Below are 21,186 nucleotides of genomic sequence, written 5' to 3'. Positions count from 1 at the left end.
CGGATTTCTCCGCCGACCTCGGCGCGGCTTTGGCCCAGGGTGCGCTGGCCGCCGATCCGGTGCCCTACAGGGCTCGGGAATGCCTTTCAAAGGGCCGGCATACATGGCATACTGGCTCTGTAAAACGCAATGGAAACAATGGCCTGTCGCATTTTGCGACACCCTGCCACGCAGCTTGCGACACCGCTGCGACGCAATCCGCAACATGGGGAATACTATGTCCATGCCGCCATCGCTACATGTGTCAGCCCGAACCGCCGCCACCGTCGGCCACGGTCTCGCCTCGTATATCCAGCGTTCCTGGGAACGCTGCGCCGACCTCGATCCCGCGCTGTTGCGCGACCCCGCTCCGCTGTCGTTGGCCGACCTCAATGTGCGGCGCGAGTCGCAACACCGCCTGCTGGAACTGGCCCGGCCCGAGATCGCCGTGCTCGAATCCCTGGCCGAGGCCGCCCACAGCGTGGTCTTGCTGGCCGATCCCAGCGGCCTCATCCTGCAGGAAAGCGGCAACAAGACCTTCCTCGGCAAGGCGCGCCGCGTCGCCCTGCAGCCCGGCGTAAGCTGGGCGGAATCCATGCGCGGCACCAATGCGGTCGGCACGGCCCTGCACGACGGTCGGGCCGTGCGTGTGCACGGTGCCGAGCACTTCCTGCCCAGCAACCGCATACTCAGTTGCCATGCCGCTCCGGTTTTCTCCGGCACCGGCGGCATCCTCGGCGTACTCGACCTTTCAGGCCCTGCCGAAGAAACGCAAGGCTACGCGCTGGGCCTGGTACAGATGTATGCCAGTCTGATCGGCAATCGCATTCTGCACGACACACCGCTGCGGCGGCTGGTATTCCAGGCCGATCCCACGCGGCTCGACGGTGTCGGGCAAGCCATTCTTCTGATCGACGACGCGCGGCGCATTGCGGGAGCCAATCCCGCCGCGCTGCAACTGCTGGATACCGATTGGTGCCTGATCGGCAGCCCCCTCGAACAATGGATCGATGGCGGACTGTCGCAGGGAACCTCGACCGGTGCGCTGCGCAGCCGTGACGGCAAGCCTTTGGTGGGAACATTGCATGCGCCGGGGCCCCGCCTCCATCCCGTGGCTGTCCGGCCAACGCCTGCAGGCGGCATCGACAGCACGCCCGAATTCGATCCGGCCCTGTGCGTGCGGCTGGAGCAGGCCGTGCGCGCCGCCAATGCGGGGCTGGCGCTGCTGCTGCAAGGCGAAACCGGAACCGGCAAGGAAGTCCTGGCGCGCCGCGTCCACACGCAATCCATCTGGCGCGGTGGCCGTTTTATCGCCATCAATTGCGGCGCGTTGCCCGAGAGCCTGGTCGAGTCGGAACTGTTCGGTTACGAAAGCGGGGCCTTTACGGGAGCCCGGCGGGAAGGCGCGCGCGGCCTGCTGCGCCAGGCGCACAAGGGCGTCCTGTTCCTGGACGAGATCGGCGACATGCCGCTCGGCTTGCAGACGCGGCTGTTGCGCGTGCTGCAGGAACGCGAAGTTCAGCCTCTCGGGTCGGAAAAAAGCATCCCACTGGAATTCGGCCTGATCAGTGCCAGTAACCGCGACCTCAAGGCCATGGTGGACCACGGCACGTTCCGCGCCGATCTGTATTACCGTTTGCAAGACCTGCAGGTGTGCCTGCCGCCGCTGCGCGAGCGCGACGACCTGGCGCAGTTCCTGCAACGCAGCTTCATGCTGAAAGGGGGCCGCTACACCCCCGATGCGCTCGTCGCGCTCGGTCGTTATGCGTGGCCCGGCAACTACCGGGAAATGCACAGCGTCATGCGTCGGCTGCTGTGCCTGTATCCAGACCAGGAGCCGATCGATTCGCACATGCTGCCTGCCGAGATCCGTGCGGCGCGACCGCTCCCGCTGTCTGCCATCGATGCCCGCGCGCCAGCGCCCTCCATGCCCGGAACACCCGCAAGCCCCCGCCTGTGCGATCTCGAGCAGTCCGCCATCGACGCGGCGCTGCAAGCCTGCCAGGGCAACATCAGTCTTGCGGCGCGCAAGTTGGGCATACATCGCAGCACCTTGCACCGGCGCCTGAAAGCCCGCGATCATGGCGCGCCTTCAGGCCGCTGAAGGGTAAATAACGCAGCAGGACGATACGAGCGATGCGGTTTTCTTGAAACTGCACTCTTTCAGGCGGAACGGACCGAAACGTCTAGTCTTCCCCGGGAATGACTTGTTCCCGACAAACCCGCCGTACCAGTTGCCGCAACCAGCGGTGTGCCGGTTCCACTTCCAGGCGCGGGTGCCACATTTGTGAAATCGTGATGGTCTCAGCCGGAAAGGGAAGATCAAACGTCTGAAACCCCGCTGCTCTTTGCCTGCCTGCGGATTGATTGGGCAGATACGAAGCGGGAAGCAGTGCGATCAAGTCCGACGCCATCGCCACCGCCAGTGCCGCTGGAAACCCGGGCACTACACTGGCCACCTTGCGGGCCAAGCCCATTTCGGCCAGCGCGTCGTCGACCGGGCCATGAGAAAGCCCTCGGCGCGAGGCGACCACATGGCCGTACGAGACATAATGCTCGGCGGTGATTACCGGCTCGGACAGCAGGGGGTGGCCGGCTCTGACCACGCCGACGAAATGATCTCGAAACAACGCCTGAAGGCGGATTTCCGGCCCCATGTCGCTGACCACACCGATTTCCAGGTCGACCAGCCCTTCACGAAGATAGCGGGAATTCTTTTCTATTTTGGGCGCGAAGCGCAAACATACGCGTGGCGCCACGCTGGCCACAGCGGCAATCAGCATAGGACCGAACGCCTCGACAAACCCTTCGTTGGCCCGTATGGCAAAAACACGATCCAGAGAGGATAAATTCAGTTCGGAAACCGCGGGCTGCAGCAGTGCCCGGGCTTCGAGGACCGCATTGCGGGTTCGCTCACGGATTGCCTGCGCATAAGGGGTCAGAACCATGTGGCGCCCTGCCCGCACCAGCAAGGGGTCGCCGGTTACTTCACGCAGTCGGCCAAGCGTGCGGCTCATCGCCGAGGTGCTCAGGCCGGCGCGCCTCGCCGCGCCGGCCACACTGCCTTCGGCAAGCAGCACATCAAGCGCCATCAGCAGGTTGAAATCAGGTTCGGACATACGTATCGCGCCTTGTTGTTGTGAAAACCGTGTCGTGACAAAACAATATGCATGCGTGCCATGCAATATATGAGTGCAATTGGTGCGTCTTCCGCCTTGTTCTTGCCGCGATTATATTTCTTCAATGAATTAAACGACAATGAGGTGCGATTCCATGGAGTTATTTACAGACAAGCCTGGCGACGAAGGGCTGCCGGGCCGTGAGCGTGCCGCCGTCATGGCGGCACTGATGACCGCTACCGTCATGGTGGTGTTCGATGGGTCCGTGATCAATATTGCGTTGCCGAAGATGGCCGGTGCGCTGCAGGTTTCACCGGCTGTGGCAGTGTGGTTTGCCAATGGTTATCTGCTGTCGGTGGCCATGACATTGGCCATTTTCGCGGCGCTGGCCAGCCGCTTCGGGTTTCGACCGCTGTTCCTGTTTGGCCTTGCGTTGTTCACCGTGGCGTCTGCGGGCTGTGCGCTGGCGTCCGATGCGTTTGCGCTGATTGCCATGCGGGTATTGCAGGGCGTGGGTGGGGCGGCCGTGGTCAGCATTGGGCCGGCCATTCTCCGGTCGGTGTTTCCCGGCCGCCTGCTGGGTCGGGTTCTGGGCTTGAACGCGTTGCTGATCGCCGCCAGCACGGCCATTGCCCCGATTGTTGGCGGCACACTGCTCGACACCTGGGGCTGGCAGTGGCTGTTCGCCTTGAACATTGTTCCCGGTGTGATTGCGCTGGTGATTGCCATGAAGGCCCTTCCCCTGCGTACAGCGGCTGTGCGCGAGCCTTTCGACACCCCCGGGGCATTGCTGTCCGCCGTGCTGGTGGGGGCGTTGATCATGGCCGCCAATCACGCAACGATGCCGGGCGACGGCTGGTATGCCCTGATCGCGTTGGTGGCCGGCGTGGGGTTTGTGTGGCGCTTGCGCCATGCCAGGCAACCCCTTCTGCCTCCTGTTATCTTTACGTCAACCCGGTTTTCACTGGCGGCGTTGACCTCAATGGCGTCATTCGTGGGGCAGGGCATTACCTTTGTGGCGCTGCCGTTCCTGTTCCAGAACGTATACGGCTACAGCGCGTTTGAAACAGCGCTGTTGTTTACGCCATGGCCGGTAGGTATTGTGCTGGTCGCCTCTCATGCCGGGCGACTTGCCGACAAGTATTCACCCGCCATGATCTCCACTGTCGGCTTGTTCGCGTTGGTGGCGGGCCTGGTTTCGCTCGCCTTGTTGCCTCGGCAGCCGGAGGTTTGGGAGATAGGCGTGCGCTGTTTTCTGTGCGGGGTCGGTTTCGGCTGTTTTCAAAGCCCCAATAACCGTGAAATGCTGTCGAACGTGTCGCGTGAGAACAGCGGCTATGCCTCGGGGGTGCTGGCCATCATGCGTACGTTTGGCCAATGTCTGGGGGCGGCGCTGGTGGGTGTGCTGCTGGCCGTGATTGCGCAGGGTGGCGCTCCAGCCCTGGAACGGCAAGCGGTGCAGGTAAGCATGTGGATTGCGGTGGCGGCGACGGCGGTGGCCGTTGTGCTTAGCCTGAGCCGGTTGCGGAGAATTCCTTATCGTCTGGCATCGTAGGGCAGAGCAGGCCAATAAATGCAACAGCCAGCTTCGTGTTTGTTGCCGTGCAATCACGAGGCCGGAAAAGCAACACGCCAACCCTTGTGGATTGGCCAGATTGGCGTAAATGCTTGAATCTATTGATGCCGTTAGAAGAGTCGAACTCCTGACCTTCGCAGTACAGGTATCATTTTGGTTGTTTTTGTATGGCTCCTGGTGTTTTTCTAAGGAAGGCCGAACCGGGCATAAGACGCTTGAAATGTTGAAACCACATAAGCATTTACGCATGGCAGACTTGGCTAAGGGACTTGGGTAATTTCGCCAGTCAGATTAATCCAATTGCGTCTTCCAGTAATTTACAAGTTTGTGGCAAGCCTTGGGAGAGGTATGTGGCAATTAGCTCTTGTGCGGTTCGTTGTGGATTTTTGAGTCGTTCACGGAGCGTTTGGACGACCTTTAGCATTCTTACTGGAGCCAAGTCATATTGTGCGACTAGAAAATCATCGGGATGCAATATTTCTAGGCCATGTGCGTTTGCAATCTCGCTAGGAAAATCTTTGAGATTGAAAGTAACTATCGCATCGGCATGCCCAGCAATAGCTGCCGCGAGAACATGTCGATCATTTTCGTCTGGCAAGGTCAGAGAGTCGATAAGATATTCGTAATTTTCTACCAAACAGTCATCGACGGCCTCATTCATTAGCTCCACAGTACGATTCAGAGTGTCAGGTTTTAGATCCGGACGTTTAGCCAATACATTTCTGGTCCATTCATCGTGAATGGATGATGTCCAGCGCCCGCGGAATACGTCGGCCTCAGCAAGACTCAACAGTAAATCCCGCAACGGCGCTGGATACAAAACACAGGCGTCGAGAATGACGGTGTAGCTATACGATCCGGCCATTAATCAATAGCCCATATCCATCTCTTGAGCTTGGTCAGTTAGTTTCTGCAGAGCAGCTTCTGAGATTTTCCGCCTGTTTTCCTTGTACTTGACTACATCCTCAAAGCGTATTCTTCTATGTGTCCCGACCTTGTGATATTGAATCTTGCCGTCCTCCAACAGTCGTACGAGAAAAGGGCGGGAGACGTTCAAAAACATGGCAGCTTCTTGCGTCGTAACGTCAAGCTCCTTCGGTATTATGGCGACAGCCTTACCCTGGGCTAATGAGCCAAGCAGGTCGGCGATAAGCCGCAAAGCCTTAGGAGGCAAGCGCAGTAGAGGCGATCCATCATGCCGCTCGACGCCATCTTCAATTATCGCGATATTGATCGCTTTAGAATGATCCAGTGCGCTAACTATGCAACGCTGTGCGGCTTTTGCAAGCTCCACATCTTCTTTATTGTCCAGGACCATATCCAGATCGAGGTCGTTTGACATGTCATTTTCTCCAGGGCTTCAATGCTTACAACTTTGCAGCGCTGTAAGTTCCATTTGCTGTGGCAGGAATTTGAGTCAAATTCCTGCCACAGCAAATGGATAGGTCAAAGTCATTTTAAACAAATTATACGAAACAAAAGAAATATTCGCAACGGAATCGATTGCGGATTTTGTACGTTTTTTTAGGGCAAAAACTTATTCGTTAGAAGAAAAACTGCTAGACGAACTTCTGGATGAGTGGGATGACGGAAAAGCAAAACGCCAACCCTTGCGGATTGGCGTAAGTGCTTGAATCTACTGGTGCCGGTTAGAAGAGTCGAACTCCTGACCTTCGCATTACAAGTGCGTTTTTGCTGCCCAGGTGGCCACCCTAAGCTATTGAAAAATAAGAATTTTCTATACCTAGTGTTCCTGCATTTTACCTCATTTTCCTGGCCCATTTGGCCCAAATTTGGCCCAAACCTAAAGGTGGTGTCAAGTGCGGGGTAAATTCAGGTAATTAAAAAGCGAGTCTTTTGCCTATACTCTCCGCGGTCGACGTGACTGTTGATCTTCGGGGCAATCGTTTCGATGGTCGCCCACAACGATGGATACTCGCCACGATGTTCCTGCACCATGCCCACAGCGCGCTCACCTTTCGAGTTAAATGGATTTAATCCCGATACTCGCGAGCAGCGACTTGAAACTTTGCTTGATCCCTTACAGTTTTTCAACCGTATGTTGTGATCCGGACAGCTGAGCGGCCGCCCCTCGTGCGAGGGGCGGCCGTTCGCTTTAGCTTACCTTGATGTCGATTCGGCGCGGCTGGGCATGCTCGGCCTTCGGAATGCGCAGACTCAGCACACCTTGCTTGAGCTCGGCAGAAACCTTGCCGGTATCGAGTTCCTTGGACAGCGTAAACACCCGCCGGAAGCGGGGTAGACGGACCTCGACGTAAGTCGCCTCCATGCTTTCCAGCATTGGAATGCTCACTTCGCCCTCGATCGTCAGAGTGCCCGCCTCCACCTGCAGTTTGAGCTTGTCTTTGGGCACGCCTGGAAGATCGGCGCGTAGTGTTATGCCGGTGCTGTCTTCGATCACATCCACCGGCGGCATCAGGGCTTCATCGCTGCGCTGAGTGGCGTCGGCGCGGGTAGTCGCAGCACGGGAAGCCTGTTCGTTTCGGGCAATTGCAGTCGTATCGTTCATGATTGATTCTCCGATTTCATTCCACAGTAATGCGGCGGGGTTGGGCCGATTCCTGGCGCTTCATGTGGATGTGCAGCACGCCGTCATGATAGTCGGCGGATACCGTACTGGGATCCACATCGTCCGACAAGCTCACTACCCGCCGGAATCGGCCGCTGAAACGCTCATTGATGTGTACGGTGGCTTTTTCATCGTCGCCGGAAGGAAGTTCCGGGCTCCGTTCGCCGGCGATAGTTAGCAAACCACGATCCAGACTCACTTCCATCGTCGCCGGATCGAGACCAGGTGCAAAGGCGTAAACCTCCACTGATTGTGGCGTTCCGCCAACGTTTAGCGCGGGAAATCCTCCCCGATCGATGCCGCGAATGCTGGGTGACAGGCCAAACGCGTCCTGCATTTCGCGCTGCAGACGATCCAGCTCCGCGAATATGTCTCGGGCAAACAAGGGTCGGAACATAAGACTCTCCTTTTTGACGGTTGAACCATGCGTCGCGGCACACGCCGTGGCGCTTCCAGTGATTATTTTGGGGTCGACCCAGGAGATTTCAAGAGCTTGACTGTCCGCGTTGTAACCACAACCCGCACTCAATTTGCTCCAGGCAAACGCCTCTGGAATGGAAAATCCGCTCGGAATCTTCGATTCCGGTCAGCAAGGAAACCAACCAGCTTTTGAAGAAACAAGAAGATGGAATATGTAGCCTGCGCGATCTGTCGACCGTGTTCTCCGATCATCTGGTAGTTTGGGCCGATGCGCTGTTGCCCTGACGCGTAATGCTACAAAAAAAATACAAGTCCGGCCAGCGCGCCGGTGAAATTGCCACTACCCTGACCCGGAATGTAAGTGTGGGGTTTTAAGTTACACCAACTTGCCAATCGTCGGTCGGGCGAATAAATAACCTTGCATATAGCGAACGCCCAAGTCGCTCAACAAATCGCATTCGGCCTGGGTTTCGATTCCCTCGGCTATTATCAGGATGTCAAGTTTCTCGGCCATCAGTACGACGCCCGCCACAATGGCTTGCCGCGCCACATTGCTGTCAATGTCGCGGGTCAGCTCCATATCAAGCTTGAGCACGTGTGGCTGGAATCGGGCCAATAAGTTCAAGCCTGAATATCCGGCGCCGAAATCATCAATTGCTGTCGTGAATCCGTGTCGATGGTATTCCTCGAAAATATTTACGAGGTGTGCCGGGTCGTCCAGCTGTTCGCCTTCGGTTACTTCGAACATGAGCCTTTCCAGCGGAAATTCGCACTGGCGGGCAGCTTTCAATGTGGCCTGTATGCAGGCTGCGGGCTGGTAGACGGCGTTAGGCAGAAAGTTGATGCTCAGTTTGCAGTCCGGCAAATCCTGCAACCCAAGGCTGCTGGCCAGTTCTATGGCCTTGATGCGGCATGATTGGTCGAATTGATATCGGTTGCCGTCGTTGACCAGGGCGAGGACTGTCGCGGCGGATTCGCCTTGCAGCCCTCGAACCAGTGCTTCATATGCGTACGGCCGCCCGGTGTGAAGATCCAGGATGGGCTGAAACGCCATTGTGAAATCAAAATTCAGGCCATGTCCATCCCGGCATGCCGTGCATTTAGAAGCCGATGAAGGGTGGTCAGTTGAAGTAATGAACATTGGTTGATGCTCTGTGTAGATTGGTTGACGTGCATCACTGCCGAGGGTGTTTCATTCGTGAGTGGCGCTTTTCAATTTGATTTTTACTGTTCCCTTTCCGCCTGACTTTGCGCTATATAACGCCTTGTCGGCCCGAGCCATGGCAGAGTTCAAGCCTTCGCCAAACAATAACGCAGTTACTCCGGCGCTTGATCCAAACTGGATTGGATTGTTCTTTTTAATTTCAAGCTCAAAACTTCCAGCAACGATTTTCTGGGCCACCTGGTGCGCATCTTCAAGTAGTGTATCCGGCAGCAGGATGACAAATTCATCACCCCCAAGGCGAGCCACGAAATCATCCCGGCGAAGATTCGACAATAGTAAGGTCGCAAACATTCTAAGTAATTCGTCGCCGGCAAGGTGACCGTAAGTGTCATTCACCTGTTTGAATTCATCCAGATCCAGCAACACAAGCGAATGGCCGCGCGCCGATGGCCTGATGGACAGGCTGCGGAACTTTTCTTCCAGGGCGGCTCGATTAGGCAGGCCGGTCAGCACATCGCGGTGCGCCAGGCGCAATAGCCGTTCCGTTTGCTTGCGCTGCACGGTGATGTCGCGTTCGATCGCACCGAAGTAACGTACTTTGCCAGCCTCATCAGGCAATGGCACGATATGCAGGTGCAACCAATAAGGGGTGCCGTCCTTGTGATAGTTCAGAACCTCTTCGTGGCATTCGCGCTGTTGCTGTAGTGCTAGCTTTATACGGTCCAGAGCCTTGCGATCCGTGCCGGGCCCTTGAAGAATGTGGGGGCTTTGCCCCACTGCTTCTTCGAACGTATAGCCGGAGATGTCGGTAAATGCCTTATTTACATAAACAATTTTCGGGCCTGGAGCATCTAGGGGGTCAATCTCGGTAACAATGACCATATCATCAATACTTTCCAACAAGGTATATAGAAAGCTGGCTGACATGGTTTGGGGACGGGGCATTTAGAGGAACCTTACAATAAAAGCAATGGAACCTGCGATCATACCGATCCACATGCAAGATGAAATATATGTTATACGAAGTATGACAGAAAATCCCTCCACCCTCCTTTTGGCGTATGTTTCGGACGTTTTTAACCAGCGCGGTTGGCGAGGGAATGGGGGTGGGTTCTTTTGTGGGTTCAGTCTTTCAATATCCCGTAGCGCGCCAAGGTTACCTTGCGCGCGCAGCCGTGATCGACGATGGGCATAGGGTAGCTGACGCCCAGCGTTATCCCGGCGTGGACTAGCGCAGTTGGCTGAGCCAGCCACGGAGCATGGATATCTTTGCTGGAAAGAGCCGCGAGCTCGGGAACGTAGCGTCGAATGACGTGGCCCTGTGCATCGAATTTGCGCGATTGTGTGATGGGATTGAATATTCGAAAGTAAGGCTGCGCATCACAGCCTGTGGATGCGGCCCATTGCCAACCCCCATTATTGGCCGAGAGGTCAAAGTCGTTCAGTTGCCGGGCGAAGTACTGTTCGCCCCTGCGCCAGTCTATACCCAGGTCTTTGGTCAGGAAGCTTGCAACGACCATCCTGAGTCGATTATGCATATAGCCGGTCTGGTTCAACTGGCGCATGGCAGCGTCCACGATGGGATAGCCTGTGATGCCGTCGCACCAGGCCCGAAAAAGCTTGTCAGCTTCGGGGCCGCATTCCCATGAAATGGCATCATATTCAGGGCGAAATGCTTGTCCAGCGACATGGGGAAAGTGATGCAGAATCATGAAATAGAAATCACGCCATATCAGTTCGCTTAACCAGGTCGCCGCACCGACGCTGCCTGCTTGCATGGCGGGATAGGCTTCGCGGGCCAGGGCGCGAATTGAAATGGTGCCGAAGCGCAAATGCACGGACAGATAGCTCGGCCCTTTAACGGCGGGGAAATCCCGGCGTTCGTGATAGAGATCCATGCGTGGCAGGAAATCAGCAAGCAAACCCTGAGCGCCGCGACTGCCGGTAGCTACGGGAATCGGATGCGCTGGATGGCTGAAACCAATATCATTAAGGGAGGGGCGTTGCGTCAGCTGGGCTGGCGGCGGCGCCAACGTGCCTGATGGCGGCTGATTGATAAACGGTTCAATATGCGTCGGGCGCAGTGCCTTGAGCCAGGCGTTTTTGTAGGCCGTAAACACCTTATAAGGTTCGCCTTGCCCATTAAGAATTTCGTCCATTTCGAAGATGGCTTGATCTTTGCACTGGAGAAAATGACGCTGTTCCAGCTTGAGCGCGGCAGCCACCCGCTGGTCGCGCGATTTTGCTTCAGGCTCGTAGTCGCGGCCAGCGAAGACGACGTCTGCATTCAGGCTTCGCGCCAAATCGGGTATTGCTTTATGCGCAGCCTCATGGCGAACGATCAGCCCACCGCCGGCCGCCCGCAGCTCAGCATCAAGTTCGGTGATGCAGTCGTCAATAAAAGCGACGCGCCGGTCATCCGCAGGAAGTGTCGACAGAATGTCGGTATCAAAGACAAAAACACAAAAAAGCCTGCGACATTCGCGTAACGCCTGTACCAGGGTGGCATTGTCCTCAAGGCGCAAGTCGCGCCGAAACCACATCAGGCCGCGTTCGAATTTGGGCATGGCGCTGGTTCCCGGGGCAAAGCTACTGTAAGCCTTCAAAGCAGACCTTCAGCATATGTTGCACGATGGCATCGTCATCCAGCTTGCTATAGAGCTGAAGATATTCGACTGACGGGTCGCAGGTTCTGGCATAGAAAGAGAACAGGATCACGTCATCGGGCAGGCTGGTGCTGAGCTCACCCTTGGCTTTGCCTTGCCCAACGATTTTCTTGAGCCGATTATGCAGCTTGAGTACGCGTGTGACATACCTCAAGTTGCGTGTAAGCATCTTGCGTACATGAGGACTGGTTGAGGGAAGAAACGGCAAGCCGCCGGTCAGCCGCACCCTTAGTGCCCACTCCAGCAATGCCTTTAGTTGCTCGCGTGGCGTTGCCTCTTTTGGCAAATCATCAAGACGCTCCAGCGCTCCATTCATCAGCCGAATCATGGCTTCGCAAACCAGATCTTCCTTGGACTTGAAATGCTTGTATAAGCTGGGCTTGGAGATACCGACCTCGATGGCGATGTCGTCCATCGTCATCAGATCAAAACCCTTGACGCCCAGGGTTTTCGCGGTGGCGTCAAGAATTGCGTCTTCGCGCATCTTAAAAGCCTTGTCTTTGAAGCTGGATCGATTTAGAATACTCATTCGTAAATATAAATACTAAATAGTAGCGGTTTTGACATGGAAGTAGATTTAATCTTATCACTGATTGCTGAGAATGCGCACAATGTTTACTGCTCGCACAGATATTCCTAGGGTTTGCATCGCGCCACCACCGTGCCGCCGTCGCCACCCACATCAAAGCGGTGTGCCGACCGTCAGGGTGCTTCATGTCTAGCGCCCCCGTTTATGGCGCGCGTGTCGCCGTGGTGGGTGCGGGCATCAGTGGCCTGGCCAGCGCTTACTTGCTGGCCAGGCGTTACGACGTCACCTTGTTCGAAGCCGCCGACTATCCCGGTGGGCATACCAATACGGTGGATGTGACCCTGGACGGCGTGACGCATCCCGTCGATACCGGCTTTCTGGTTCTCAATGACCGCACCTATCCGAATCTCATCAAGCTGTTCGAAGAGCTGGGGGTAGCCACACATCCCAGTGACATGAGCTTTTCCGTGTCGCTCGATGATGGCCGGCTTGAATGGGCGGGCAGTGATCTGAACACGGTGTTTGCGCAGCGGCGCAACATTTTTTCGCCGAGCTTTATTGGCATGTTGCGCGATATCGTGCGTTTCAATGGTTCGGCGCAGCGCCATCTTGATATGGCAGAGACCACGGGCTGCTCTTTGAACGAGCTCTTGTTGCAGGGCGGTTATGGCATCACTTTCAGGAACAACTATCTGCTTCCCATGTCGTCGGCTATCTGGTCTAGCGCCGCCGCCGATATCCTGAACTTCCCGGCCGCAACTTTTCTTCGTTTCTGCGTAAATCACGGGCTGTTGCAAGTGCGCAATCGTCCTCAATGGAGAACCGTGGTCGGCGGTGGCCGTGAATACGTGGGACGCATGATTCGCCAGATTCCCGGCCTGCGCCTGAACTCCCGGGTGCTCGGGATTTCTCGCAACGCAGGCAGCGTTTCCATATTGACCGCGTCGGGCGCAGAGCAATTCGATGCTGTCATCATGGCTACGCACGCTCCTGACTCGCTGCGCATGCTGGCAAATCCCGATAGGCGCGAGCAAGCCATACTCGGCGCCGTGCGCTATCAAAAAAATACGGCGGTGCTTCATACCGATGCTTCTCTTTTGCCTCGCCGTCGCCGCGTATGGTCCGCCTGGAACTACCTGGGCGCAAATGCGGCGGGCGCCAGCCGTCCTGTTTGTGTTAGCTATCTGCTTAATCAGCTCCAGCCCTTGCCGTTCAGCACGCCACTGGTGGTAACCCTGAACCCCATCGAGCCGCCCGCGCCGGAGAAGCTGCTGTCTTCCTTCGAGTATGCGCATCCCATTCTTGACCTGCATGCCATTGCGGCACAGACGCAGCTTTCCTCGCTGCAGGGGTTGAACGGCACCTGGCATGTCGGTGCCTGGACGGGTTATGGTTTTCACGAAGACGGCCTGAAATCAGCGCTTCGCATCGCCAAAAGTTTTGGCGTTTCCCCGGAATGGGCCAAGTTATGAGCACCTTTGGTTCCACTTCAGACACACTAAGTCCCCCCTTGTTGCTGGTTGAGCGGGTTATGCATGAACGGCTGCGGCCTGCGCACAACCGTTTTGTTTACCCGGTGTTCTGCGTACGGCTCAATCTTGATCGGCTGAAAGATCTTGATCGATGGTGGTTTGGTGTAGATCGCCGTTGCTTGATGGGCATCCGTACGCGCGACTATGGGGCATGCGACGGATCTGATCTGGCCGCCTGGATGCGTCGGCATCTTGCCGAAGCGGGCGTGCAGGCCGATGGCGAGATCTGGCTGCAGACCTTTCCCCGCGTCTTCGGCTACGTCTTCAATCCGGTAAGTTTCTGGTATTGCCATGACAGCGCAGGCGGATTGCGAGCGCTATTGGCTGAGGTAACCAGTACCTTCGGAGAGCGGCACAGTTATCTGCTGACTGGGCCAGAGGGCCAGGCCATCACCAGCAGCACCACGCTCGAATGCCGGAAGCAATTGCATGTATCGCCTTTTTGTCGCGTAGAAGGCCGATATCAGTTTCGCGTACGGGACACGGCAGACACTTCATTCGTGGGCATTGATTATTTTGATAGCGCTGGTCTGGTGTTGCGTACATCAATTGGTGGGCGCAAGAGCGTGCTCAACCGCCAATCGGCTACGCAGGCCTTAATGAGACAGCCTTTTATGACATTTTCAATCATTGCACGAATTTATTGGCAGGCAGTGCGTCTTTGGCTAGCTAACGTTCCATTTTTTCCAAAACCTCAAGTTTCGAACGCGGCATCACCCACCGTTACTTCCGAAAACGCAATAACAGAAAAGAAACCATGACATCCTACTTTGCGTCTGACTCCGCCATAGAGCGTGTGCCCACGTATGCCCAGCTATTTTTTTCGCTGATCGAGCGCGTCCGGGTCGGACATCTGACTCTGGTAATGCCATCAGGCGAGAGGCGAATATTCGGCAACTCCATGTCGCTGCCTGGGGCCGTGCTGACCATCCATGATTGGCGTGCTTGCTCGCGGATACTTAAGAGCGGTGACATCGGTTTTGCAGATGCCTATCAGGCTGGCTGGCTGGACACCCCGGATTTGACAGACCTGCTGCGCTTTGCTTTGTGCAATGAAGCGGTGCTTCCCGAGGCGGTGTGGGGCAAATGGATTTCGCGCCTGTGGTACGCCTTGTTGCATCGCTTGCGCGTGAACAGCCGGGCGGGAAGCAAACGCAATATCCATGCCCATTACGATATCGGCAACGCGTTTTATAAACAGTGGCTGGATCCCGGGATGAGTTATTCCAGCGCGCTGTTTGCGGGAGAGGCGGCAAAGAGCCTCGAACAGGCCCAGACTGACAAGTACGAGCATATCGTGCAGTCTTTGGCATTGCGGCCGGGTATGCAGGTGCTGGAAATAGGCTGTGGCTGGGGAGGGTTTGCCTTGCATGCCGCCCGTCAGGGAATACGAGTGCATGCCGTGACGATTTCTGAAGCCCAGTACGAATTGGCGCGGCAACGCATCCTGGATGAAGGGCTCACTGAGGTCGTCCGGGTAGAGCTTTGCGATTATCGTGATCTGCATGGCCAGTACGACGCCGTGGTCTCTATAGAAATGTTCGAAGCGGTAGGCGAAAAATTCTGGCCGGAGTTTGGCCGCATCTTGCACGAACGGCTCAAGCCCGGAGCACAGGCACTGCTTCAATCCATCACCATCGACGAAGCGCGATTCGAGCATTATCGCCGCAGCAGCGACTTCATCAGGCAGGCCATTTTCCCTGGCGGCATGCTGCCTAGCCCGGAGCGACTGCTCGGGGTAGGGCGCAAGGCTGGTCTTGAGGGTGACATTACGCTGCGCTTCGGCCTGGATTACGCCGAAACCCTCAGGCGCTGGCGACAGGCATTCGAGAAGAATCTGACAGAAGTTCGCAGGCTGGGATTCGACGATGCTTTTGTGCGTGTCTGGCGGCTCTACCTTGCTTATTGCGAGGCGGGGTTTGAAGAGCAGCGCACGGATGTTGTGCAATTTGTATTTACCAGGCCCAGCTAGCATGCGCGGCGGCCTGATTGCACTCGCCCTGTTTTTCTTCAGCGGCCATGCGTGGTCGGACTGGCGACCGGCGCTGCCGGATGCACAGCTTTGCGGGCAGGGCGAGTTTCGAATGTTTGGATTTGATATTTATACTGCGCAATTGTGGGGTAGCTGCGACTCAGCCCCCTTCGATGCGCCGTTTGCGTTGCAACTGACCTACCATCGCACTATTGCGCGCAGCAAGATTGTTGACAGCAGCCTGGATGAAATGATGCGTCTGGCGGCTCGTCCCGTGTCCAGTGTTACGCTGGCGCATTGGCGCGACCTGATGCAGACGGCTTTTGTTGATGTAAAGTCGGGCGACACGCTTATTGGGGTTTATCTACCCGGCGAAGGCGTGAGGTTCTATGCCGGCACCCGGCTCACGGCGGATATCGACGACGTTCAGTTTGCACGTGCCTTTTTTGAAATCTGGCTGCATGCAGAGACGCGGGCGCCAGGCCTGCGCAACGATTTGCTGAAGGCAAGGCCATGAGCCGACGCGCAGCTTCGTTCGCGGCATATGGCCTGCTCGGCATGCCGCTGGCCATGGCAGCCTTGCCCGTCTATATCCAGGTACCCATTTACTACACCAGCCAGCTTGGGCTGTCGCTGTCGCTGACTGGCTTCGTGCTATTCGCCGCCCGGATTGTCGATACGGTCCAGGACCCCTGGATAGGTCTGTGGGTGGACCGTCTTGCGCGTCGATCCCGCCTTGGCCGTGCGCTGTGGGTGGCATGCCTGGTGCTTATTATTGCCTTTGCCGGATTGTGGCTGGCGCCAGTATCCGGTCCGCTGCTGGCTGCATGGCTGGCGTTTGCTCTGATCATTGTCTATACCGCTCACAGCGTGCTGAACATCGCCTATCTGGCTTGGGGCGCCCGATTGGCGCCCGATACCGTTGGGTTGACCAAAGCTGCGGGCTGGCGTGAGGCCTTCGGCCTGGCCGGGGTTGTGCTTGCGAGCACGCTTCCAGCCTGGCTGGTCAATGCCGCAGACAGGAGTTCTCAACAAAGCATGGGTGCCTACTCCATCGCGTTCGCGCTCCTGCTGGCGCTGGGCGTTACTGCCTTGCTCCATCGGGCGCCGTCGTGGCTTCATGCTCAACTGGCGGAAAATAGCGCTTCATGGCGCGTCTGCCTGGCTAACCAGCCGGTCAGGCGCCTGTTGCCTCCTTATTTTCTGAACGCTTTGTCGGTATCCGTTCCGGCCACACTTGCGCTTTTCTTTATTGCCGATGTGCTCGTGGAACCGCACTGGTCGGGCTATTTTCTGGGCACGTATTTTCTGGCCGGCGCGGCAGGCATGCCGGTATGGATGAAACTGGCAACGCGCCTGGGCCCGGCTCGCGCATGGCGACTGGGCATGATTCTGGCAATCATCACTTTTGTGTGGGCTGCCACGCTGGGGCCTGGTGATCGCTACCCTTATCTTGCCATTTGTGTATTGGCAGGCCTTTCACTTGGCGCCGACCTGGTGTTGCCTCCGGTTTTGCTGGCCCGCCTGATACCCGATCGCCAAGCGCCAGCGGCCTACTACGGTTTATGGAGCCTGCTCGGGAAGCTCGCGCTGGCTTTATCGGGTCTTGCTCTGCCCTGGCTGGCCATTCTGGATTACCAGCCCGGCGAGATCGGCAGCGGCGGGCATGCCTTGGCCTGGACCTACGGTGGGTTGCCATGTTTTTTGAAGTTGCTGGCCTTGTGGCGCTTGCGTAATTTTCACGATTCAAATGGAGAACAAACCACATGAAAAGACTGCTTATGCTGGGAAGTGTGCTGGCACTTACTGCCTGCGCCATGCCCGATGTTTCCCGCTACGCCCAGGACGAGCCCAAGCTCGATGTCACCCAGTATTTTCAGGGCAAGACCGAAGCATGGGGCATGTTTCAAAAACGCAGTGGCGAGGTCGTCAAGCGCTTTCACATAAAGATGGAGGGCCATAACCAGGATGACAAGTTCATTCTAAAAGAGCATTTCTTCTATACCGATGGAACGAGTCAGGAGCGTGTATGGACTTTTACGCGGCAGACGGATGGTTCACTGCATGGCAGGGCTGATGATGTGGTGGGCGTAGCCATAGGCAAGGGGGCCGGCAATGCCTTTCGCATGCGCTACACGCTTAAGTTGCCGGTTGGCGATTCCGTCTACAACGTCAAGTTTGATGATTGGCTCTTCAGGGTGGATGAGAAGACCGTCGTGAACAGGGCGAGCGTGACGAAGTTTGGTTTCGAAGTTGGGCAGGTTACCGTGTTTTTTCGCCGTGACCAATAATTGGTTGCATGCATAACGAGGCTATCATGTTTCTGAAGGCGCTTAATCCTCGCTGGTCACACTGGCAGGGGAAACGAGTATGGCTGGTTGGTGCCTCCAGCGGTATCGGCGCGGCGGTTGCCCGTGACCTGCTGCAGCAGGGAGCGCGTGTCGCCTTGAGCGCACGCAGGCAAGATGCGCTTCTCGCTGTTGCTGCCAATTCGGCGTTGGCCAGCGTGCTGCCCATGGATGTCACGGATCCTGCCGCCTGGAGGGTCGTGCACGATCGATTGATTCAAGAGTGGGGCGGGCTGGATCTGATCGTTTTTTGTGCCGCGCAGTATGAGCAGATACGTCCATGGGAACTGCAGTCAGACAAGGTTCGAGGAACAATTGAAACCAATCTTTCCAGCGTTTATTACGGGCTTGAAGTGATCCTGCCTGGCCTGATCGCTCGAGGCAATGGTTCGATTGCGTTGATCGCCAGTGTGGCTGGCTACCTGGGGCTGCCCAATGCCACCGTGTACGGGCCGACCAAGGCTGCACTCATCAACTTGGCGGAACTGCTTTATGCAGAGCTGCACCCAAAGGGCCTGGGTGTCTATTTGGTGAACCCCGGTTTTGTGAAAACCAAGCTGACCGCCAATAACAAGTTTCCTATGCCCGCCATGATTTCCGCGAACGAGGCTGCCAGGCAGATAATCGATGGTATCGAGAAGGGACAGTTTGAGATTCATTTTCCGAAACGATTTACACGGCTGCTCAAGGTAATTGAACTGTTGCCATATCGTCTGCGGCTGACTGCGCTGGGGCAGATGATGAAGCAGTGATGACGTGCGATCTTCTCGTTGTATCGGATAAGGCACTGCCATGCGCTTAGAGCTATTAATCAAATCAGGTAGATGACAATGCATCAATACAAATCGTTGGTCGTTTTTCTTGCCTTGACCGGGGCAACGGCATTGATAGGAAGCCAGTTCCTGCCAGGCCCTTGGTATGCGTCGTTAAACAAACCATTTTTCAACCCGCCGAACTGGATTTTCGCGCCTGTGTGGACCGTTCTGTATGTGATGATGGCGGTTGCCGCCTGGCGCATATGGACACGAGTCGGGAGGATCGACAGCGCTCTTGCTTTATGGGCAATACAGCTAGTTTTGAACGGACTATGGTCCTGGATTTTCTTTGGCTTGCACCGCTCCGGCCTGGCGCTGATCGATATCGGTATCCTGCTCGTCATGATCGCGATAGTGACTATGCTTTTTATGCGTCGCGACCGGCTGGCAGGCTATTTGATGTTGCCCTATCTGGCATGGGTGGCCTTTGCTTCGGTGCTCAATTTTTCTCTCTGGCTATTGAATTGACGGTGCTTCGTCCCGTGATCTATGCCTCAATAATAGTATTGCTGTCGTTGGCGGCACTGGCCGTGTTTTCCCCGCTGAGGCTTGTGAACATGCTTGCTTGGGCTGACGTAAAAAGCAAGGTGGTGAAAAACCTGTCTTATGGCAACGAAATGCGCCAAAAGCTTGATATCTATATTCCTGCGCAATCGGAGTCGGCGCCCAATGTGGTCGTATTCCTCTACGGGGGAAACTGGAACAGCGGGTCGCGTGGGCAGTATGGCTTTGTAGGTAAAGCGCTGGCTTCACGAGGCATCATGGCCGTAGTGGCCGATTACCGCCTGTCTCCTGAGGTAGCATATCCCGTCTTCATTGAGGATACAGCCCAAGCGGTATCGTGGACACTGAAACACATAGGCGAATATGGGGGTAACGTCGGCAACGTTTTTGTAGCTGGCCACAGTGCGGGGGCCTACAATGCAGCCATGGTGGCGCTGGATCCACGCTGGCTTGCAAAACTCGATGCAAGTCCGGCGGCGCTGCGCGGCTGGATAGGTATCGCAGGCCCCTACGACTTCCTGCCCATTGTGGCCGAGTCCATAAAGCTCGCTTTTCTCTATCCGAATACGCCTGTGGACTCGCAGCCCGTAAGACACGTTACTGCTGCAGCACCGCCCACACTGCTGATTACCGGCGCCGCAGATGATGTAGTGGATCCGGAGAGAAATTCCGCAGGTCTCGCCGCGGATCTACGCGCCGCGCATGTTCCGGTGCAAACCATTATCCTTGAAGACGTAGGCCATGGCCTACTGGTTGGGGCGTTTGCGCCTTTACTGCGATCTTTTTTTCCGGTGCTCGACGAGGTGAGCGCTTTTGTATCTTGTATTTCAGATACTGTACGCCGTAAAGAGGATATCTGCGTTCGCTCTTAGGCTGCAAGGATAGGCACAGTGTGGAGCATAATGACCCCAAAAACCAAAATGACCACCCCTAGAGGTGGCCATTTGGCGCGGAGAGCCGCATGAATACTGGTGCCGGTTAAAGGAGTTGAACCCTCGACCTTCGCATTACAAGTGCGCAAAAGACAAGATTTTTCGAGATTTATGCATGTTGATTAAAATTTATAAAATGCAGTAATAATAAGGTTTTCAAGCCATTTTCATAAATATTAGAGTTGATTTCTTTCCATTTTTTTCGATTCAAATAGTATAATTTCGTCTACATAAGGTCTACATGGAACCTAAATGACCACCAGGCGAACCAAGTTGACGCAGCCACGAGTTGATGAATTTTCATGCTCTAACGGTAAGCAACAAGATTTTTTGCGCGATTCTGAACAGCCAGGGCTGGCGCTGCGAGTAACCGTCGCTGGCAATAAGGGGTATGTGTACGAGGGTAAGCTGGCCGGGAAAACTATCCGAGTGACCATTGGTGACCCCCATACACTGACCCTAAGCCAGGCACGCGACAGAGCGGCCGAACTAAGGGTAATGATTAGGGCAGGCCGTGACCCGCGTATCGTGAAGGCCGAAGTAACCGCCGCCGATTCCGCCAAACGTGTGAAGGCCGCTCTAGACAAGGCCCCCGCACTGGACGCCTGGATTGAGTACCTAAAAACCCGTACCGGCAAATGGAGCGTACGCACTTTACTAGACCATCAACGACTATCTGATGTTGGAGGCAAGAATAAAACGCGAGGGCGTAAGAAAGGCGAGGGGGATAAAACTCTGCCTGGACCATTGGCCGGCTTGCTAGCTCTACCTCTGGCGAAAATCGACCGCATGGCCGTTACCGACTGGCTGAGGCAAGAACGGCACAGGCCCACGGTGGCCCGTAGTGCTTTTGTTCGCTTGCGTGCCTTCCTTAACTGGTGTTCCGACCGCCCCGAATACAAGTCCCAAGCCAAGCCCGACGCTTGCAGCACGCGCATTCTGCGGGCTGAATTACCAAAAGCCAAAGCCAAAGACGATTGGTAAGCGTCATTCGAAGGCCGTCTTGACGGCCGAATTATTCAGGCCCACTTGGCGCCAG

The 21,186-nt window shown here is 56.2% G+C and carries 21 protein-coding genes; 12 read left to right on the top strand and 9 right to left on the bottom strand.

The window, feature by feature from the left end:
* Positions 1-217 precede the first annotated feature (217 nt).
* Positions 218-2,083 carry a sigma-54-dependent Fis family transcriptional regulator gene (locus tag ACYVIS_RS19580; RefSeq protein WP_460874846.1) on the top strand — a complete coding sequence of 622 codons (1,866 nt, stop codon included), beginning with the start codon at positions 218-220 and terminating at the stop codon, positions 2,081-2,083.
* Positions 2,084-2,165: 82 nt separating this feature from the next.
* On the opposite strand, the gene ACYVIS_RS19575 is transcribed toward ACYVIS_RS19580, so the two are convergent.
* On the bottom strand, positions 2,166-3,098 hold the full coding sequence (locus tag ACYVIS_RS19575) for a LysR family transcriptional regulator (RefSeq protein ID WP_232741695.1): 933 nt from the start codon (positions 3,096-3,098) through the stop codon (positions 2,166-2,168).
* 154 nt (positions 3,099-3,252) lie between these two features.
* Here ACYVIS_RS19575 and ACYVIS_RS19570 point away from each other — a divergent pair, with 154 nt between their 5' ends.
* Positions 3,253-4,653 carry an MFS transporter gene (locus tag ACYVIS_RS19570; RefSeq protein WP_232741694.1) on the top strand — a complete coding sequence of 467 codons (1,401 nt, stop codon included), beginning with the start codon at positions 3,253-3,255 and terminating at the stop codon, positions 4,651-4,653.
* Positions 4,654-4,960: 307 nt separating this feature from the next.
* On the opposite strand, the gene ACYVIS_RS19565 is transcribed toward ACYVIS_RS19570, so the two are convergent.
* From ACYVIS_RS19565 to ACYVIS_RS19530, 8 genes are all read right to left on the bottom strand, one after another.
* Positions 4,961-5,539 (bottom strand): PIN domain-containing protein, encoded by a 579-nt coding sequence (locus tag ACYVIS_RS19565; RefSeq protein ID WP_232741693.1) that lies wholly within the window; start codon positions 5,537-5,539, stop codon positions 4,961-4,963.
* Between the two features lie 3 nt (positions 5,540-5,542).
* Positions 5,543-6,016 (bottom strand): helix-turn-helix domain-containing protein, encoded by a 474-nt coding sequence (locus ACYVIS_RS19560; RefSeq protein ID WP_232741692.1) that lies wholly within the window; start codon positions 6,014-6,016, stop codon positions 5,543-5,545.
* Between the two features lie 774 nt (positions 6,017-6,790).
* Positions 6,791-7,204 carry an Hsp20/alpha crystallin family protein gene (locus tag ACYVIS_RS19555; RefSeq protein ID WP_370635882.1) on the bottom strand — a complete coding sequence of 138 codons (414 nt, stop codon included), beginning with the start codon at positions 7,202-7,204 and terminating at the stop codon, positions 6,791-6,793.
* A 16-nt stretch (positions 7,205-7,220) separates the two neighbouring features.
* Positions 7,221-7,661 (bottom strand): Hsp20/alpha crystallin family protein, encoded by a 441-nt coding sequence (locus tag ACYVIS_RS19550; protein WP_232741691.1) that lies wholly within the window; start codon positions 7,659-7,661, stop codon positions 7,221-7,223.
* Positions 7,662-8,060: 399 nt separating this feature from the next.
* Positions 8,061-8,738, bottom strand: coding sequence for an EAL domain-containing protein (locus tag ACYVIS_RS19545; RefSeq protein WP_370635881.1), 678 nt, complete (start codon positions 8,736-8,738; stop codon positions 8,061-8,063).
* 138 nt (positions 8,739-8,876) lie between these two features.
* Entirely contained in the window at positions 8,877-9,794 is a 918-nt protein-coding gene (locus ACYVIS_RS19540) for a sensor domain-containing diguanylate cyclase (RefSeq protein WP_460874844.1), read from the bottom strand.
* A 179-nt stretch (positions 9,795-9,973) separates the two neighbouring features.
* Positions 9,974-11,416, bottom strand: coding sequence for a cryptochrome/photolyase family protein (locus tag ACYVIS_RS19535; RefSeq protein ID WP_232741689.1), 1,443 nt, complete (start codon positions 11,414-11,416; stop codon positions 9,974-9,976).
* Positions 11,417-11,438: 22 nt separating this feature from the next.
* The gene (locus tag ACYVIS_RS19530) at positions 11,439-12,044 is read right to left on the bottom strand and encodes a TetR/AcrR family transcriptional regulator (RefSeq protein WP_132476187.1); all 606 of its coding nucleotides are present in this window, start codon (positions 12,042-12,044) and stop codon (positions 11,439-11,441) included.
* A gap of 185 nt (positions 12,045-12,229) precedes the next feature.
* Between ACYVIS_RS19530 and ACYVIS_RS19525 the strand changes: the two genes are divergently transcribed.
* The 10 genes from ACYVIS_RS19525 to ACYVIS_RS19480 all read left to right on the top strand — a co-directional run bounded on the left by ACYVIS_RS19525 (position 12,230) and on the right by ACYVIS_RS19480 (position 21,131).
* Positions 12,230-13,516 (top strand): NAD(P)/FAD-dependent oxidoreductase, encoded by a 1,287-nt coding sequence (locus tag ACYVIS_RS19525; RefSeq protein WP_232741688.1) that lies wholly within the window; start codon positions 12,230-12,232, stop codon positions 13,514-13,516.
* A gap of 59 nt (positions 13,517-13,575) precedes the next feature.
* Entirely contained in the window at positions 13,576-14,337 is a 762-nt protein-coding gene (locus ACYVIS_RS19520) for a DUF1365 domain-containing protein (protein ID WP_232741687.1), read from the top strand.
* A complete protein-coding gene (locus ACYVIS_RS19515; protein WP_460874842.1) occupies positions 14,334-15,548 on the top strand; it encodes a class I SAM-dependent methyltransferase in 1,215 nt (404 codons plus the stop codon). The genes ACYVIS_RS19520 and ACYVIS_RS19515 overlap by 4 nt, the downstream gene beginning before the upstream one ends.
* Position 15,549: 1 nt before the next feature.
* On the top strand, positions 15,550-16,065 hold the full coding sequence (locus ACYVIS_RS19510; RefSeq protein WP_460874841.1) for a chalcone isomerase family protein: 516 nt from the start codon (positions 15,550-15,552) through the stop codon (positions 16,063-16,065).
* On the top strand, positions 16,062-17,318 hold the full coding sequence (locus ACYVIS_RS19505; protein ID WP_232741684.1) for an MFS transporter: 1,257 nt from the start codon (positions 16,062-16,064) through the stop codon (positions 17,316-17,318). The genes ACYVIS_RS19510 and ACYVIS_RS19505 overlap by 4 nt, the downstream gene beginning before the upstream one ends.
* Complete coding sequence (locus tag ACYVIS_RS19500) at positions 17,315-17,839, top strand: DUF3833 domain-containing protein (RefSeq protein ID WP_460874840.1); 525 nt, start codon at positions 17,315-17,317, stop codon at positions 17,837-17,839. The genes ACYVIS_RS19505 and ACYVIS_RS19500 overlap by 4 nt, the downstream gene beginning before the upstream one ends.
* A 26-nt stretch (positions 17,840-17,865) precedes the next feature.
* Complete coding sequence (locus ACYVIS_RS19495; protein ID WP_132476169.1) at positions 17,866-18,648, top strand: SDR family NAD(P)-dependent oxidoreductase; 783 nt, start codon at positions 17,866-17,868, stop codon at positions 18,646-18,648.
* Between the two features lie 78 nt (positions 18,649-18,726).
* Positions 18,727-19,179, top strand: coding sequence for a TspO/MBR family protein (locus tag ACYVIS_RS19490; protein WP_132476166.1), 453 nt, complete (start codon positions 18,727-18,729; stop codon positions 19,177-19,179).
* Positions 19,128-20,087, top strand: a complete 960-nt coding sequence (locus ACYVIS_RS19485; protein WP_232741681.1) for an alpha/beta hydrolase — start codon at positions 19,128-19,130, stop codon at positions 20,085-20,087. Before ACYVIS_RS19490 ends, ACYVIS_RS19485 begins: the two co-directional genes overlap by 52 nt.
* 312 nt (positions 20,088-20,399) lie before the next feature.
* Positions 20,400-21,131, top strand: coding sequence for an Arm DNA-binding domain-containing protein (locus tag ACYVIS_RS19480; RefSeq protein ID WP_460874839.1), 732 nt, complete (start codon positions 20,400-20,402; stop codon positions 21,129-21,131).
* Positions 21,132-21,186 lie beyond the last annotated feature (55 nt).

The organism is Paralcaligenes ginsengisoli (genome assembly GCF_054781135.1).
The sequence above is the reverse complement of the archived record's forward strand: the minus strand, read 5'-3'. Positions and strand labels throughout refer to the sequence as shown.

Bases quoted from the DNA above. Each gene is read 5' to 3' on its own strand.
- ACYVIS_RS19570 (WP_232741694.1), top strand. From the start codon at position 3,253: ATGGAGTTATTTACAGACAAGCCTGGCGACGAAGGGCTGCCGGGCCGT.
- ACYVIS_RS19495 (WP_132476169.1), top strand. From the start codon at position 17,866: ATGTTTCTGAAGGCGCTTAATCCTCGCTGGTCACACTGGCAGGGGAAA.
- ACYVIS_RS19535 (WP_232741689.1), bottom strand. From the start codon at position 11,416: ATGCCCAAATTCGAACGCGGCCTGATGTGGTTTCGGCGCGACTTGCGC.
- ACYVIS_RS19515 (WP_460874842.1), top strand. From the start codon at position 14,334: ATGACATCCTACTTTGCGTCTGACTCCGCCATAGAGCGTGTGCCCACG.
- ACYVIS_RS19485 (WP_232741681.1), top strand. From the start codon at position 19,128: ATGGGTGGCCTTTGCTTCGGTGCTCAATTTTTCTCTCTGGCTATTGAA.
- ACYVIS_RS19500 (WP_460874840.1), top strand. From the start codon at position 17,315: ATGAAAAGACTGCTTATGCTGGGAAGTGTGCTGGCACTTACTGCCTGC.
- ACYVIS_RS19580 (WP_460874846.1), top strand. From the start codon at position 218: ATGTCCATGCCGCCATCGCTACATGTGTCAGCCCGAACCGCCGCCACC.
- ACYVIS_RS19480 (WP_460874839.1), top strand. From the start codon at position 20,400: ATGACCACCAGGCGAACCAAGTTGACGCAGCCACGAGTTGATGAATTT.
- ACYVIS_RS19510 (WP_460874841.1), top strand. From the start codon at position 15,550: ATGCGCGGCGGCCTGATTGCACTCGCCCTGTTTTTCTTCAGCGGCCAT.
- ACYVIS_RS19545 (WP_370635881.1), bottom strand. From the start codon at position 8,738: ATGGCGTTTCAGCCCATCCTGGATCTTCACACCGGGCGGCCGTACGCA.
- ACYVIS_RS19525 (WP_232741688.1), top strand. From the start codon at position 12,230: ATGTCTAGCGCCCCCGTTTATGGCGCGCGTGTCGCCGTGGTGGGTGCG.
- ACYVIS_RS19530 (WP_132476187.1), bottom strand. From the start codon at position 12,044: ATGAGTATTCTAAATCGATCCAGCTTCAAAGACAAGGCTTTTAAGATG.
- ACYVIS_RS19540 (WP_460874844.1), bottom strand. From the start codon at position 9,794: ATGCCCCGTCCCCAAACCATGTCAGCCAGCTTTCTATATACCTTGTTG.
- ACYVIS_RS19555 (WP_370635882.1), bottom strand. From the start codon at position 7,204: ATGAACGATACGACTGCAATTGCCCGAAACGAACAGGCTTCCCGTGCT.
- ACYVIS_RS19575 (WP_232741695.1), bottom strand. From the start codon at position 3,098: ATGTCCGAACCTGATTTCAACCTGCTGATGGCGCTTGATGTGCTGCTT.
- ACYVIS_RS19505 (WP_232741684.1), top strand. From the start codon at position 16,062: ATGAGCCGACGCGCAGCTTCGTTCGCGGCATATGGCCTGCTCGGCATG.
- ACYVIS_RS19550 (WP_232741691.1), bottom strand. From the start codon at position 7,661: ATGTTCCGACCCTTGTTTGCCCGAGACATATTCGCGGAGCTGGATCGT.
- ACYVIS_RS19490 (WP_132476166.1), top strand. From the start codon at position 18,727: ATGCATCAATACAAATCGTTGGTCGTTTTTCTTGCCTTGACCGGGGCA.
- ACYVIS_RS19565 (WP_232741693.1), bottom strand. From the start codon at position 5,539: ATGGCCGGATCGTATAGCTACACCGTCATTCTCGACGCCTGTGTTTTG.
- ACYVIS_RS19520 (WP_232741687.1), top strand. From the start codon at position 13,576: ATGCATGAACGGCTGCGGCCTGCGCACAACCGTTTTGTTTACCCGGTG.
- ACYVIS_RS19560 (WP_232741692.1), bottom strand. From the start codon at position 6,016: ATGTCAAACGACCTCGATCTGGATATGGTCCTGGACAATAAAGAAGAT.